This window comes from Temperatibacter marinus (genome assembly GCF_031598375.1).
Lineage (GTDB): Bacteria > Pseudomonadota > Alphaproteobacteria > Sphingomonadales > Kordiimonadaceae > Temperatibacter > Temperatibacter marinus.
In genome coordinates, this window is sequence record NZ_CP123872.1 from 260,116 (window position 1) to 275,142 (window position 15,027).

Annotated in this window: 12 protein-coding genes; 3 read left to right on the forward strand and 9 right to left on the reverse strand. The window is 41.7% G+C overall.

The genetic code is table 11. From position 1 onward, the window contains the following. Positions 1-81 precede the first annotated feature (81 nt). The 3 genes from QGN29_RS01195 to QGN29_RS01205 all read right to left on the reverse strand — a co-directional run bounded on the left by QGN29_RS01195 (position 82) and on the right by QGN29_RS01205 (position 4,685). A complete protein-coding gene (locus QGN29_RS01195; protein ID WP_310798823.1) occupies positions 82-2,484 on the reverse strand; it encodes a TonB-dependent receptor in 2,403 nt (800 codons plus the stop codon). 154 nt (positions 2,485-2,638) lie between these two features. Beyond that, complete coding sequence (locus QGN29_RS01200) at positions 2,639-3,253, reverse strand: TetR/AcrR family transcriptional regulator (protein WP_310798824.1); 615 nt, start codon at positions 3,251-3,253, stop codon at positions 2,639-2,641. 622 nt (positions 3,254-3,875) lie between these two features. After that, positions 3,876-4,685, reverse strand: coding sequence for an SDR family NAD(P)-dependent oxidoreductase (locus QGN29_RS01205; protein WP_310798825.1), 810 nt, complete (start codon positions 4,683-4,685; stop codon positions 3,876-3,878). 105 nt (positions 4,686-4,790) lie between these two features. On the opposite strand from QGN29_RS01205, the gene QGN29_RS01210 reads away from it, so the two are divergent. Continuing rightward, the gene (locus tag QGN29_RS01210; RefSeq protein ID WP_310798826.1) at positions 4,791-5,702 is read left to right on the forward strand and encodes a LysR family transcriptional regulator; all 912 of its coding nucleotides are present in this window, start codon (positions 4,791-4,793) and stop codon (positions 5,700-5,702) included. A gap of 115 nt (positions 5,703-5,817) precedes the next feature. Next, complete coding sequence (locus QGN29_RS01215) at positions 5,818-6,804, forward strand: zinc-dependent alcohol dehydrogenase family protein (protein WP_310798827.1); 987 nt, start codon at positions 5,818-5,820, stop codon at positions 6,802-6,804. Positions 6,805-7,333: 529 nt separating this feature from the next. Here the strand turns inward: QGN29_RS01215 and QGN29_RS01220 are convergent. Further along, positions 7,334-8,017: a glutathione S-transferase family protein gene (locus QGN29_RS01220; RefSeq protein WP_310798828.1), complete on the reverse strand. Its 684-nt coding sequence runs from the start codon at positions 8,015-8,017 to the stop codon at positions 7,334-7,336. After that, positions 8,010-9,437 carry a serine hydrolase domain-containing protein gene (locus QGN29_RS01225; RefSeq protein ID WP_310798829.1) on the reverse strand — a complete coding sequence of 476 codons (1,428 nt, stop codon included), beginning with the start codon at positions 9,435-9,437 and terminating at the stop codon, positions 8,010-8,012. The genes QGN29_RS01220 and QGN29_RS01225 overlap by 8 nt, the downstream gene beginning before the upstream one ends. 124 nt (positions 9,438-9,561) lie before the next feature. Between QGN29_RS01225 and QGN29_RS01230 the strand changes: the two genes are divergently transcribed. Continuing rightward, positions 9,562-12,186: a TonB-dependent receptor gene (locus QGN29_RS01230; RefSeq protein WP_310798830.1), complete on the forward strand. Its 2,625-nt coding sequence runs from the start codon at positions 9,562-9,564 to the stop codon at positions 12,184-12,186. 241 nt (positions 12,187-12,427) lie between these two features. Here the strand turns inward: QGN29_RS01230 and QGN29_RS01235 are convergent, their stop codons facing one another. From QGN29_RS01235 to QGN29_RS01250, 4 genes are read right to left on the reverse strand one after another with little or no spacing between them, the layout of a single operon-like run. After that, the gene (locus QGN29_RS01235; RefSeq protein ID WP_310798831.1) at positions 12,428-13,195 is read right to left on the reverse strand and encodes a glutathione S-transferase family protein; all 768 of its coding nucleotides are present in this window, start codon (positions 13,193-13,195) and stop codon (positions 12,428-12,430) included. After that, the gene (locus QGN29_RS01240; protein WP_310798832.1) at positions 13,192-13,644 is read right to left on the reverse strand and encodes an SRPBCC family protein; all 453 of its coding nucleotides are present in this window, start codon (positions 13,642-13,644) and stop codon (positions 13,192-13,194) included. The genes QGN29_RS01235 and QGN29_RS01240 overlap by 4 nt, the downstream gene beginning before the upstream one ends. Before the next feature lie 13 nt (positions 13,645-13,657). Further along, positions 13,658-14,563 carry a haloalkane dehalogenase gene (locus tag QGN29_RS01245; RefSeq protein WP_310798833.1) on the reverse strand — a complete coding sequence of 302 codons (906 nt, stop codon included), beginning with the start codon at positions 14,561-14,563 and terminating at the stop codon, positions 13,658-13,660. Then, entirely contained in the window at positions 14,560-15,024 is a 465-nt protein-coding gene (locus QGN29_RS01250; protein WP_310798834.1) for a hypothetical protein, read from the reverse strand. Before QGN29_RS01250 ends, QGN29_RS01245 begins: the two co-directional genes overlap by 4 nt. Positions 15,025-15,027 lie beyond the last annotated feature (3 nt).

A 15,027-nucleotide genomic window follows, 5' to 3' on the forward strand; every position in this document is an offset into this window, starting at 1 on the left:
ATATCGGATTAAATTTGTTGATATAGTTTGCGATAAAAAAAGGTGAGAAGGAAGAATTACCTTCCCACCCTTCCTCACTTATTAGAAGCTATAGCGGACAGCCACACCAACAGTGCGCGGCAATGTGATTTCGCGTTTAGCACCATTACCGTAATAATTTTGCTGCGCTGAATGTCCCATATACGTCGCACTGAAATTTGCTGTAACGCCTTCTTCATTTGTGATGTTTTTCACAAATAGACTGACATCAAAAGGCTCTAGATCAAATGTAACATTACCATTCCAGACACCAAACCCTGCATGATAACGGCCATAGGTGGCGTGATCATTATTGATATAATTGTGAGACTTAGACTGAATATATCCGTCTAATCGGAATAGCGTTTCAACACCGCTAATCTCAGTCGTATAATTTGCTACAATATTAAACACGTGTTTTGGGGTTCCTGGCGTCCGGTCCCCAGCATGCGCAATTGAATAGGCCCCAGTAGGCGCAACAAAATCTTCTGTTAATGACGCATCAACAAACGCATAGCCTGCTGTCAGATTTAAATTTTCAGATAGCTGAGCTTCAACTTCAAGTTCGAGACCTTTGGTACTGGCTTTATCACCGTTTGCAACTGTAAAGAAACCCCAGTTTGCTGTTGCGGTATTTATTTGAGGATTGCTCCAATCCACATAAAATACACTCGCAGTATAGCGCAGAGTATCAGTCTGACCTTTAACACCAAACTCATAGTTCACAACACTGTCGCTCTCATAAGAAAGCCAAGCTGGGTCTTCGGCAAAGTTACCCGTTGTTGGTACTGATGCAGCACCGCCGCGGCGATAGCCCTCAGAAATCGTTCCGTAAACCATCATTTCATCAGAAACATCGTAAGATACATTCAGTTTAAAGAGAGCATCTTTTTTCCCAGATGATGTTTGCGTTCTTGCTGCTTGCCATGATGCTAGAGAGTCCCAAAATGGCAATTGTACAATTGCATCTGATTCAACATCGCTGTCAAAATAACGAATGCCAGCTGTCACATGCAAGTCTTCTGAAACATCATAGGTAAGCTCACCAAAAACGGCCTTTTCACTAACCTTTTGAACATCATCAAAAATAAAGTCATTATCGTTGGCATCATATCCAAACCCTTCAGACATCCATCCGAAATTTTCCATAGCCCAAGCGCTATAGCCCGCCAGAGTTGACGTTTGTCCTATGGACTTATCTTGATCTTGATAATAAGCACCAACAACATAATTAAGTGGCCCTTCATTATTTGACACTAGGCGCAATTCTTGAACAAAAGCCTTATCGCCAAAGCGACGATCCGCGCGCGCTAGAGGGCGGGGATGGTTATAATAAAGATTCGCGATCCAGCCTTTTTGAGCGTAAAATCCAGTATTTTCGCTGATGGCACTGCCGTCCACTTCATAGTATGAAGTAGAAGATGTCAATGTCGCAAACCCAAGGTCTACATTCACTTCTGCAGAAATGAGGTCGGTGGTCGCTTGGCTTGGCTCAAGTTGTACGGATCCAGCCTCATACTCACCGTATTGTTGCAGAGATCCGTATGCAGTATTATAGTAGCCCTCAGCCGTTGCACGACGCGCTGCTGCACTATCTTCTTGGTGAGAGTACATCAAGCTAATATCAACAGTTTCACTTAACTCAGCCAGAGCTGTAATCCTTAAGAAATCCACTTCAGAGCTATCGGCATCTTTGACTGATGTAAAGACCGCGTCTGTGCTTGAAAGACCGCCAGATGGTAAAACAGGCGCCATGTTCGAATCTAAAGCATAGACATTTGTATAATCAATAATACCTGCGTTATCGATATGACTTGCTACAGCACGAATAGCAAAACTGTCACTGAATGGAATATTAAGAACTAGATCACTCGACCAGTTCGCACCGCCGGAGCCATCAGATTTACTGATTTTACCTTGGACATACCCTGAGAATTCATCAAACTGAGGCTTTTTGGTAATATACCGCACGGCACCGCCCAAAGCTCCAGATCCGTATAAAGTACCCTGAGGCCCTCTAAGGACTTCAACGCGATCAAGGTCTACGAGCATCAAGTTTGTAAATATTGGAGTATCATTAATGTAAGTCGCTACAGTCGGTGCTGAAGAGGCAGCATAATCACCTCGCGCTGCCCCATCAACATTCAGACCTCGAATTCGAATGGAGTTTAAGGTCGCGGCATTGCGCGTTCCTCTATCAGGAGAAACGATACCGGGAATAGACCTTAGTAATTCCGTACTGTCTGTCATAATCGCTTTATCAATTGCATCGCCGCCGACTGCTGAGATATTGTATGGAATATCCTGAACACTCTGGCTTCTTCTTGTCGCGGTAACAACAATTTCTTCCAATGTAAATTCTTCATCTTGCGCGACCACCGCTGATCCGGCTGATAAAGTCATTGCCGTTGTTGACAAGAGCGCAACGCACATTCTTCTACTCTTTATTTGATTGCTAACAGACATATCTTTCTCCCAATTTATATTCATTGATAAAAATATGCTTCAATATATTTTTATAGTCAACTATAAAATTCTTCTTCACTGTTATATTTAAAAAACAAAAGGCATCATTTAGATGCCTAAATTTTACTAAATAATTGAAGTATATGCATTTATCTCACTCTAAAGTTTCCACCAAAAGAATAACATCGCGCCTCACGCCCTCCAACATTTCTTCCTGAGTTAAGGATTTCAAGTAAATGAATCCCAAAAAGTGATTCCGCTCCAACCGAGAGAGAACAGTGGAGAAATGTGCTGCATCCACCTTTTTCAATCTTCCATTTTCCATATATTTTATAAGTGTTTGTTGAAGAGCTTCAACGAGGTAATCAGCAATTGTATCAATGTAACGAGGACCAACTTCAGGGTCATTCGTTGTAGCAACATAGGCTACAACGTGCCCCCATAACTCACGGGATAAATAGTTAAGAGTATCTTGCATGTTACCGCAGATAATATCCCCTATCAAATCCGCAGGAGCATCTTGGTCAGCTCTTTGTACAAATTCAGCCAACCGACTCTGGGTCCCTTCCTCGCCACGTGCGACAAGAGCGAGCAAGAGCTCCCCTTTGGTCCCATAGTAATTGTAGACCGTTGCCGGTGATACCAAAGCCTCTTCAGCAATTTCATCAATCGTCGTCAGCTCAAATCCTTTATCTTCAAAGAGTTTGATAGCTGCTGCTTCTATGAGGGCACGACGTTGCTTTTTTTGTTTTTCTCTTAGACCTGACATAATAGACTCCACACTTGGTTTCTATAAATTTATACCCGACTATAAATTTATATCAAGCTTTATGTAATTGAAATCTATATGACCCTGAAAGATCATGGGCATGTCAGGTGTGATTAGTGAACATTCTACCAGCGTAAGGGATGAATAAAGCTTACCTATGGCCAGTTGTTATTTTTTCTTTCAACTTGTTATATCGCCCAAACTAAAAAAGATGCAGCCCTGAAATTTAATAGTAATTTATAGAGAAATAGGGCGGTCGGTACTGGTCTACACTCATTTTTTAAACTCAATGTCAATGAGTGGCAATATCCCACTGGATCTTGTGGATTCAATGTTTAATCCCAGCAAGAAACCATTAGAGCGCGTATACAGAAAATATTCGCCTCAACATATGGAAGCTCCGCTCAATTCTTTAGCCAAAAGTATGGATTTAGCAAATTCCTTTGCAAAACATGCAGGGGGAAATTCATGAAAAACGATCTAAACTATTGGAAAATATGGTAGTCGGTACTGGGCTACACTAATTCAATAAAATCAATATGTTACAAAATAGTGGGACACTTTTTCTTTCCATAGTGTTCTTATAGTTTCTTTTTAAGTGTCCCACAAAAAGATATAAAACTTAAACATCAAATTTAGAAATTAATGTATCAATAGCATGAACAAGAGCATTGTTCTTATTGGTATCCATGGCATCCCCATGAGGGCTAGAAAAGTCCCCTAAATCATTATCAAAATATCTGCCCGTTGCTTCAGAAAACTTATCACTGATCGCAGCCTCGACCAAAATTTCAGAACCAATAGACAACTCTTTACCTTGCATGCCGTATGCCTCTTTCACCATTTTACTGCCTAACAAAGACCCAGGATTTACAGATATGATAGCAGGGCCTCCCTTGCCTGTTTCTTCCGCCATACGGGCAGACCACATTGTAAGCGCAAGCTTGCTTTGGCCATAAGCCTGATTGTCAGATAAATCAGTCAACCCTTTTAAGGCATCTATATCGACAACCCACTGAGCTGCAGAAGATAAATTTATCACGCGCCCGCTATTAGGCATCATTGAAATAAGCTCTTTTGTCAGCATATAGGGTGCGATGGTATTCACCATAAACCTAACATCCAAGCCGCACTCTATTTTCGGTTTTGGTGTGCTAAATATGCCGGCATTATTGATAATCACGTCTAGCTTTTGATGATTAGCTTGAATTGCCGCAATCAGTTTATGAATATCAGCAACTATGGAAAGGTCTGCCTTGTAGGTCTCCAGTTTACCAACACCTTCCACCTTTGATAATTGAGTTAATGTGCTTTCAAGCTTTGATTGATTGCGCCCATGAATAAGAAGCGTATGTCCTCCAGCCGCTAATGATTTTGCTGTTTCAAACCCAATTCCATCTGTTGCACCTGTAAGTAAAATAATCTTTTTCATTGCTATTCTCCGCATTAAACTAATTTAAAGACACTTTATTCTATTTAATTTTAATATATAATAGACTATATTTCATTTCAGAATTCGGAAAATGGATATAATTATATGGATACTAAAGGCCTTAAACTATTTGTGTTAGCAGCTGAAAAGTTGAATATCAGCGCAGCTGGGAAGCAGTTAGGCATAGCCCCTGCTGTTGCAAGCGCTCGCCTGGCTAAATTAGAGCATCAAGTTGGTGCTGATCTATTACATCGATCAACACGTAAAGTTTCCTTATCCCTTGAAGGATCAGAATTCTTGCCGTTCGCAAAAGAAATATTAGCGCAAGAAGATGCAGCAAAAGCTGCTCTTGGTCATGGTAGCGCAGTGATCTCAGGTACACTAAAGTTTGCAGCTACAAGCACCTTTGCCCAGCTATACATCATGCCTATATTGCCAGAGTTCCTAGAGCTTTACCCAAGCATTAAGATGGATATGAAATTATCCGATACCAAAATGGATTTAATCGAAGGGGCGTACGATTTAGCGCTGAGAAATTATGCTATAGAGGACAGCACTCTCAAAGCTAGAAAGCTAGCAGGTGATAAGCGAATTTTATGTGCATCACCTAGCTATTTAAAAAAGCATGGAACACCTCAAGTTCCTAGCGATCTAGATAAACACCAACTCGTTTTACTGAATAGTAGTTCAAATAGAAAACTACTAACATCAAGCCCTAAAAGCGAAACATTCTACTTTCCGCCTAGCAGCCATCAAGCGCGCATTACATGTGACGATGGTGCCAGTATTAGAATTGCCACTAAATCAGGAGCTGGCATATCAATGAATTCACTTTGGAGTATACATCAAGACCTTAAAGATGGTTCTTTAATCAGAGTTCTGCCTGACTATGAAATATCCGACCAGTCTGCACTTTGGCTTGTATATCCTAAATCAAACGTACTAACAGCAAAAGTACGTGTGTTTATCGATTTCTTAGTCGAAAAAATCGGACGGTGCCCCTCATGGGAAGAATAATCTCCACCCTTCCATTATCTGTAATATACGAATACTGATTTAATAATTTAAGCATTTATATTGATTTTCAAAAATATATCATAATCGCAAATCAGATTAGATATGGAGAAATTCGATGAAAACAATGGCATTAAATGAATATGGGGCAGAAGCAAAATTCCAAAAGCTGGAAATTGAGACACCTACTGTGAAAGAAGGGCATGTGCAGGTAAGGATTGCGGCGAGCAGTGTGAATACTGTGGATACCATGATACGCCAAATGGGTACTGATTTACCACTATCACCTCAATTACCCGCGATTTTAGGAATGGATTTTGCTGGCATAGTTACAGCTATTAGCGATGATGTGAGTGGTTTTTCTATAGGTGACGAAGTGTATGGCTGCGCAGGCGGTCTAGCTGATTTACAAGGTTCATTAGCGGAATATATGGTCGTAGATGCTGACCTGATTGCTCATAAACCTAAAAGCCTAACAATGAAACAGGCAGCAGCCCTTCCACTCGTCGGCATTACTGCTTTTGAAGGCCTACAACGAGCAAATATCTCTCAACATCAAAAAGCATTGATTCATGGCGGTGCTGGTGGTGTTGGTCATGTTGCAGTTCAACTGGCAAAACACTGGGGCGCAGACGTTTATTCAACAATATCGGATGAGAAACAAGCCGACATCATTCAATCATATGGAGCAACACCAATCAACTATATAACCGAAGAAGTAGCCGATTATGTAGACCAGCATACTGGCGGTCATGGTTTTGATCTGATATTTGATAGTGTTGGCGGTGCAAATATGACGAATTCATTTGAAGCGGCCAGCCTTAATGCAAATATAGCGACAACCGTTGCTATGCTAGATATTGACCTCACGCCTGCCCATTTTAAAGGTCTGTCTATTCACGTGGTCTTTATGCTAATCCCCATGTTACATAACTATAAAAGGAAAGATCACGCTAACACCCTTCAGGAATTATCTACAATTATTGATGCAGGCGGCTTAATTCCTCTACTTGATGAAGAAAGCTTCCATTTTGATGCTGTAGACAAAGCATATGAACGCTTATCTAGCGGAAAAGCCATAGGTAAAGTTGTCATAGAAATTTAATCACGTACAAATCTTAACACTCAAAAACATGGGAACAAATGTGAACCCGAATTAGACTCACACATCTATGTAATATCAACGCTTTACAAGACTAAAAATGTCCCACCATTATAAAATCATGCGAAATTGGGACACTTTTTACTGCTAAGTCATTGAAATATATAGATGTAGAAAATTATGGTGGTCGGTACTGGATTCGAACCAGCGGCCTCTTCGATGTCAAAAAATGATATAGCTCAAAAAGTCCCTTTTTCTGAAAATAAGCCCTTGAGATCGCTCATATAAAAACAATCACTTACGGTTTCTGCAAAGGGGTTTTACAAACTGGCTTGCAAAACTGATAAAAGCCTTGGCAGCATCTCTGCCACTTTACCCTTAATGAAGTCAGCCAGATTTTCAGTCCCATCAATCCCAGACACTACTTCATCAGCCATAGCCCCGCAGCACACTCAAGCTACTAAAAGTTTTGTTTTCTTTAACTTACTGCATCTGAGTGACCAATTCGTAAAATTAAAAAGCTCAATAGGTTTTATGTTGCAACTGTCGTTCTGGCATTTTTTACAAACTCATCAGCGGCTTCTTTATTATCCAGTAAGCTATCCAGCGGAATAGGCACCTCTAGACCTTTTTGCAAACTAGGCTTTTCTTTCATGGCCTTTAACCAACGATCCAGATTATCCAAGCCCTCTCTGGACACGCCTGACCATTTATAGGTTCTCACCCAGCACCAATTTGCTATATCAGCAATCGAATAGTCATCCGCTAACCACTCACTTTCACCCAGCCTTGCGTCCAGCACTTCAAACAAGCGCCTACTTTCATTTTGATATCTATCGATGACAGGCTGAATTTTTTCGGGAAAATATCGATAAAATACATTTGCTTGTCCCATCATGGGGCCAATCCCTGACATTTGAAACATCAGCCACTGCGTCACCAACGATCTTCCCTTCGCATCAGCGGGCAGTAACTTTCCGCTTTTTTCAGCTAGATACAGCATTATCGCCCCAGATTCAAAGATTGGAAAATTCCCCGCTTCTGTATCTACAATCGCAGGGATTCGACCATTTGGGCAAATTTTTAAATAGTCAGGATTCTTCTGATCACCCGCCATAATATTAACGAGATGGGTGTTATACTCCAGCCCCAATTCTTCCAATGTACAGGATACTTTGTGGCCGTTTGGAGTTGGTGCTGTATAAAATTCAATCATGTTTGTAATCCCTGTTTGCAGTGCCTGAAACGGCTTCGGTTACATCTTTGACAAGTGAATGAAGGTCAAACCTTTCAGGCGGAAAGGTCACACCCAATCTAACAATGACCATATCCAATGACGGAATAATGATTACATATTGACCGTAATGGCCTTGCGCCCCATAGGCATCTTCTGGAACACCGTCCATCCAGTGCTGTTCTGATTTGGCATTCAGCCAGAACTGCGCCCCGTAAGCCCGCCGCTGCAAAGACGCTTTGGTAGGGGTTTTAGTATACTCTACCCAGCCTTTTGGTAAAACACGGATACCTTTATAAACCCCATCATTCAGATACAACAGGCCAAATCGCATCCAGTCACGCGGGGAGGCATACATCAATGCCCCCCCTGCGAAAGTTCCATCTGCGTCTGCCTGAAAGAAAGTGTTCGTCATACCTGCTTTTTCAAAAAGGTCTTGATGGGCCATTTTATAATAGGCCTGATCATCCCCCACTTGTTCACGCACATATTTTTGCAGCAAAACTGAATTAACGGTTTGATAATCCCAATAAGAACCAGGCTCCTTGTCGATATCCTGCTGAACAGCAAAGCCCGTCATATCCTGCACGCCAAACAACATTTTATTAAGCACATTACGAGGATCGCTTTCCATTTGCTCTTTATAGGCATGACCACTGGTCATTGATAAAAGATGATGCAACGTTAAAGCAGCCCTTGGGTCTGTATCTTGTGACCATTCTTTGAATATTTTAGGGGCATGAATATCAATATCTTGTTGCAGTGCCAATACGCCCACCAACGCACTGCTGGCACTTTTGGCCATAGACATACTGCGCAAAGGTGTCTCGCCAGTGAAACCCTTGGTGTATCGTTCAGCGATCAAATCCTCGCCCTGCCAAACAAGAACAGCGCGGGTGTTTTTTTGCTGATCATAACCCAAAGCAGTTTCCTGATATGCCTGATCGATTGCCTTATTCAACAGACTGTAATTAATGCCCTGCTTATCACGTGTGACAGTTGGCCAATCAACAGTTTTTCCAGTTATCTCTTGACTGCCTTCGCCATTATAGATTTTGTTAAAAAACTGCTGATCATTTGCTGAATGCAGAACAGAACACCCCAGCCCTTTTCTATAGGCCGATCGATTTTTATGCGAAAAAGGCCCGATTTGCAAATGGGTAGTCACCATTTTCTTCTCATGATCAATATAGGAACGGGTTAATTTCCGCTGAATTGCGCTTAGATCATGGTCAATAACATCTTGCTGGTCACGCTCCAACATTAATACATTCGTACATAATGTCTGCGATGACATACCACTGGCAATAGGCGCAATATCTAGAAAGAATTTATAGGCATAAGACCCAGCGCAAATTACTAAAATTACAAATACAAGCAGTAATTTCTTCCAAATGCCCATTTATTTCGCCCTTTTCCCGTCGTTATGAAAATTATGTTTGATGTATTGGCACATCTTATGCTAATACATATGTTGTGGCATAATTTATGTCAATATGGGAAAGGGAAATTCGAAAGGGAGATAGATGGGAAAACCATTTTTAACTCGGATGCTGGCGACAACAAGTGCGCTGGCAACTGGTTTGGTGCTTAATGCACCCGGTTCACTGGCACAAGATTCAGATCAATTGTTAGAAGAAATTGTTGTGACCGCAACAAAAAGAAAAACCACACTTCAAGACACACCTGTTGCGGTTTCAGTAACAAGTGCAAAAACAATTGAACAATCAAGAATTTTAGATTTGAAAGACCTTCAATCTGTTGTTCCTAGTTTGCGTGTTGCACAGCTGCAAACCTCAGGCAATACGAATTTCATTATTCGTGGATTTGGTAATGGGGCGAACAACCCTGGCATTGAGTCGTCTGTCGGTATGTTCATTGATGGTGTCTACAGATCTAGAACAATGGCACGTATTGGTGATTTACCAAAAATAGAACGGGTAGAAGTATTGCGCGGTCCTCAAAGTACCTTATTTGGCAAAAACGCCTCTGCTGGTGTCATTAATGTTGTGAGCGCAGCCCCGTCATTTGAGCCTGAAGGTTATGTGGAAGCGGGATATGGAAACTATAATAATTTCACCGCCAAAGCCTATTATACCAATGGTCTCTCAGATAATGTTGCCTTTAGTCTAAGCGCAAACCTTAACGTTCGTGATGGCTATACTGAGGCTGTTATTGACGGTGTTGAAGATATCAACAATCGGAACCGCAAGGGAATTAGAGGCCAACTATTATTCACACCTTCCGATAATACACAAATCCGCTTAATTGCCGATTACTCTGAGCTGGATGAAGTATGTTGCTCCATTGTCAATCTGCAAAATGAAGGGGCTGCAAATGTTCTTTATGCACTGGGCGCTCAGCTTGCCGATGATCAAGATCTTTTTGCTAATAAAGCCTACATGAATGTTACGCCGAGTAACAAGATTGATGATTATGGATTTTCTGCAAATGTCAGTCATGATTACGAGACTTTCAATCTAACATCTATTACTTCATATAGGAAAAATGAATCTGCCAATGATTATGATGCTGACTTCACCAGTTTACCTATCATTCAAAGACAAGAATTAGTCAACGTAGAGACATTCACGCAAGAAATTAGACTGACATCTACAGGGGATAATACCATTGACTGGATGATTGGTGGTTTCTTATTTAAAGATGAAGTATATTCTGAGGACGGCTTAGATTGGGGCGCGGCAACACGCAATTATGTTAATGCTCTCGCGGGTGGGCCTGCATTACTAGGCGTAGTAGAAGCCGCGAACGGCTTTGCTCCGAATACATTTTTCAGTCCTGGCGTCGCCGCGAGTGAATCATATACACAAGATAATACATCGATCTCATTTTTCGGGACCCTTGATTATCATGTCACTGAAAATTTCACAATTACAGGGGGGCTAAATTATACTCGCGATAAAAAAACGATCTCTGCGATCAATAACTTTATGGACCCATGGTTCTTCCTTGATATGACCACTGCGAATGGAACTGACATCCTTGCGAATGGTCAGATTATGGCTGCTTGGAATGATCCATCGAGCGCATTATATCAGGCCTTCCAAGGTGCCTTTGGTATTCCCCTTACTCAACAAACCCAAACATTGATTGCAAGTGGTGGCGCTGGGCCACTCGCGCAAGCTGGCTACTTACAAGGGTTTTTCCCTCAAGTTCAGCAAGGGGTTATTGGCTCGCTTCAAGGACTGCAATTTGTACCGCCGATGATTGATATTCCAAATAGTGTGGAAAGCGGCAAATCTGATGATGACGATCTAACATGGAATATCCGTGGTACCTATGAAATCAATGATAACATGACTGTTTATGTCGGTGCATCAACTGGTTTCAAATCTTCCTCATGGAACCTTTCTCGTGCCAGTGCCCCCTTCTACGCCGATGGTGCGGCCATGCAGGCTGCGGGCCTATTGAACCCTGGTATCAATGTTCTGGGTAATTCAATTGCTACATCCAGAAATTTTGGGACACGGTTCGCTAGTCCAGAGAAAGCTAAAGTCTATGAAATAGGCTTTAAATCACGGTTCGAACGCGGTGCCTTTAATTTAGCTATATTTGATCAAACGATTGAAGGCTTCCAGTCTAACCTTTTCCAAGGCAATGGTTTTGTTCTGGCTAATGCTGGTGAACAATCGACCAAAGGCTTTGAAGTTGATGCCACATGGTTGCCTGTTGATGCACTAACATTAACATTCGCGGCGACTTATCTGGATGCAAAATACGATTCATTCGAAAATGCACCGGGCCCAGACAACAGTGTTGTTGACCTTTCAAATGAAAGACCAGCTGGCATTCCTAAATGGGCATTATCAACCTCTGCAACTTATAACTTTGAATTAGGAGAAGCGGCGGGATTTGTTCGTGCCGATTGGCAATATGAAAGTAATGTCCTAATGGTTGATAATATCCTGGCGACCACAGGCGCGGAGCAACCCTTCCGCGAAATCAGCACATTCAACGCCAGCGCAGGACTATCATGGGAAAATGGCCTTTCTGTTCAGATATGGGCTCGCAATCTGTTTAATGACAAATATCTCATGTCAGCATTCCCGGGCGTCTTACAACCTGGTGTTATCAATGGATATAGAAACCCAACGAGAACCTTTGGATTCAATGTTCGCAAAGAATTCTAAAGACACATCTCTCAGGAGCCTTTTATCAGATGTTCCCTTCTAATTGTTTCGAGTATATCTGATAAGCTTCCACTCCTGAATCATGCGGATCTTCGGATCCGCATTTTTTTCTTACCAAAAAAAGAGACCCTATAATTTAGTGTCCCTTTTCCATAACAATCAATCCTACCATGAAAAATAAAACCTAAACCTCTGGAGATATTATGACTTTAGAGGTGTCTTAATCCACTGCAGATGAATCTCACCCAAATGGCCAAGAATTGGTTATAAAGGTCTCGTCGACACACCAAGGGTTTTGGGGAAGATGTTCGCTGACTCTCTTGAGCCATGGCCCAACAGTCGGATGGGCAAGCACAGGTAGATCCTTTACTAAACCGACTTGATAAAAAAACATCATCTGAGCATAGATTGCAAAATCAGCGAGCGATGGTTTATCTAATTTTCCTAAATAAGGGCCTGTGTCCAAATACTGAGTCAATTCCATAAACAAGCGCATTTGCATCGCTTCCAAGGGTTCACTGAGATCAAGCTGATTAACAATATGATGGATAAAAGGCGCCTGCCGCAGCAAATCCGGCCAAGACTTTTGGACTGTTTCTGATAACTCAGCGCCACTCGATACAATACTTGCCAGACGCCACGCACGCTTCTTAAAGCCCTCGTTCATTTCCCCGTCCAATGCTGGGCGAAAGACAATTCCAGGAATAAACTGCTCACTGATCCACTGATCAATTGCAAGAGCAATTTCACGGTCTTCGGCGTTGTCACTGACCAGCCGTCTTTCAGGATAAACCTCATCAAGCCATAAACCAATAGAAGACGAATCTAGGCGCCACTCATCTCCTATTTTCAATACAGGAACTTGTGATCCCTTTGTAAAGCCAATGGTTTTCTCGGGCTCAACAGGACTAACACCGACAAATTCAAATGATAACTTTTTATAATGTAAATAACAGGCAACTTTTCTGACAAAAGGACTCGTCGCATACCCATATAAAGTAATCGTCATTGTACTTCCATTTCTGCAGTTTCAATCTGTTTCAGCACAGAGCGAAACCCTCGCGCCGCTTGAGTTTCAAACTTTCGGTCAAGAAATAAGCGCCCGAGTAAAGGAACGGATACTCGTCCGATGGACGTCCAAGTAACTTTAGTACCCTCTGCACATTCGCTTAGGCAAATAGACCCAAGATCATGCTCGAATGGCAAAGGGCTCGTTTTTTCAATGAGATAATCTATTCTAAAGGGTCTTTCAAACTTTACAATCCGCTCTTCAAAACGAACCATACCCAAATCAATATATCTTAAGGCGCCCTCCCCATTCTTCTCCGAAACGCCTTCTTCAAGTAACTGAGCATCCTTTACACCACGGAAATTGCCGTAATTTCCATGAGCAGCCAGCATATTAAATACTGCATCAATATCTTTTTTAAGAATTTCTTCAATTTTAATATGAAACATCAGGCTCTTTCTTTTAGGTGTCTATAAACGGGATCAAATACTCTAACAATTCTTCTGGGGCTTCTTCAGGTGAAAAATGACCTACGCCTTCTAAAATTGCATGATTTTGATTAGTACTGCCTGGAATCTGTCTCATCAATACTTTATGCCCTCCCCGGGTTATGGGGTCTTTATTTCCAAATACAGTCAGTAAAGGTTTATGATAGTTAGCTAGTTTCGCCCAAGCATCCCTATTGGCTGATACACCAGGGTTGTCAGGGAATATTGCGATGAGTTGTGGAAATTTTAAAATGCCAGCTTGGTATTTTTTCTCTGGAAATGGGGCTTTATATGCTGCCAGAACATCTGACGTGGGGAAATTTCTTCGAAATCCTTTTTCAAAAGCCATTTTCCATGGGAATACAAGAGAAAATTTCATAAGGCGCAACCACCAACGCATCCAACTATTGCCTCCGTTACCAATTGGCAAGCCAGTATTCGTCGCAAAAATACGATCGAACCTATCTGGATAATCTGCAACCAGTTTTAGCCCTAAGGTGCCTCCCCAGTCCTGACATACTAGCGTAATGTTATTTAGGTCATTCGCCTCTAACCATTTTGAATACCATTCATGATGACGGGCCAAGGTGTAATATTTTCTTTTTGCAGGCTTATCAGACCGACCACAGCCGACTAAATCCAATGCAATAATTCTCCGCCCTGTAGGGATTAATCCTTTGATGACATGGCGATAAAGAAACGACCATGTTGGATTACCATGCATTAGCAAAATAGGATCGGCATCCTTTGGGCCTATATCTATACTGTGAATTCGAATATCTGTGCCGTCTTCATCTTTAATTGTCGTGTAAGTCGGTTCAAAATCATAATCAGGTAAATTTTCAAAATATTGATCCGGCGTTCTTTCAATTTTCATCATGATGCCTTATCTCCCCGGGGGATCATCGCCAAAATGAACATCAAAACTGTGATAACCATGAGCGGAAGTAAACCTGCCGTGGCAGGTGCTGTACCTGCCGTAACGATTGTTTTCATACTGGCCACTAAAACGCGCCCTGCCTGCTCTAAAATTAAAATGAAACACATAAGAGGCACTAAGGCTTTATAGCGAATAACGACAAGGAGTTGCAGCAAAGCAAGTAAGAGCTGAGACAAGCCCCAGAAAGCGAATATTCCAATAACAGTTTGACTAGCTGGTTCAGACCACTGATCTAGTGGAATTGTCGCAATTGATTGTGCACCGCCATCATCAGCAAACATATGGTGCTGACTACGCCAAATTAGTATAAGAGTTAAAGGCCAATATAACCAAAGAGCTGCTTTATGCCCCCTATATGTATTATCGACGATTTCAGGTAAAAGATGATTTAATAATGCCATAGT

Bases quoted from the DNA above. Each gene is read 5' to 3' on its own strand.
- QGN29_RS01195 (WP_310798823.1), bottom strand. From the start codon at position 2,484: ATGTCTGTTAGCAATCAAATAAAGAGTAGAAGAATGTGCGTTGCGCTC.
- QGN29_RS01200 (WP_310798824.1), bottom strand. From the start codon at position 3,253: ATGTCAGGTCTAAGAGAAAAACAAAAAAAGCAACGTCGTGCCCTCATA.
- QGN29_RS01205 (WP_310798825.1), bottom strand. From the start codon at position 4,685: ATGAAAAAGATTATTTTACTTACAGGTGCAACAGATGGAATTGGGTTT.
- QGN29_RS01210 (WP_310798826.1), top strand. From the start codon at position 4,791: ATGGATACTAAAGGCCTTAAACTATTTGTGTTAGCAGCTGAAAAGTTG.
- QGN29_RS01215 (WP_310798827.1), top strand. From the start codon at position 5,818: ATGAAAACAATGGCATTAAATGAATATGGGGCAGAAGCAAAATTCCAA.
- QGN29_RS01220 (WP_310798828.1), bottom strand. From the start codon at position 8,017: ATGATTGAATTTTATACAGCACCAACTCCAAACGGCCACAAAGTATCC.
- QGN29_RS01225 (WP_310798829.1), bottom strand. From the start codon at position 9,437: ATGGGCATTTGGAAGAAATTACTGCTTGTATTTGTAATTTTAGTAATT.
- QGN29_RS01230 (WP_310798830.1), top strand. From the start codon at position 9,562: ATGGGAAAACCATTTTTAACTCGGATGCTGGCGACAACAAGTGCGCTG.
- QGN29_RS01235 (WP_310798831.1), bottom strand. From the start codon at position 13,195: ATGACGATTACTTTATATGGGTATGCGACGAGTCCTTTTGTCAGAAAA.
- QGN29_RS01240 (WP_310798832.1), bottom strand. From the start codon at position 13,644: ATGTTTCATATTAAAATTGAAGAAATTCTTAAAAAAGATATTGATGCA.
- QGN29_RS01245 (WP_310798833.1), bottom strand. From the start codon at position 14,563: ATGATGAAAATTGAAAGAACGCCGGATCAATATTTTGAAAATTTACCT.
- QGN29_RS01250 (WP_310798834.1), bottom strand. From the start codon at position 15,024: ATGGCATTATTAAATCATCTTTTACCTGAAATCGTCGATAATACATAT.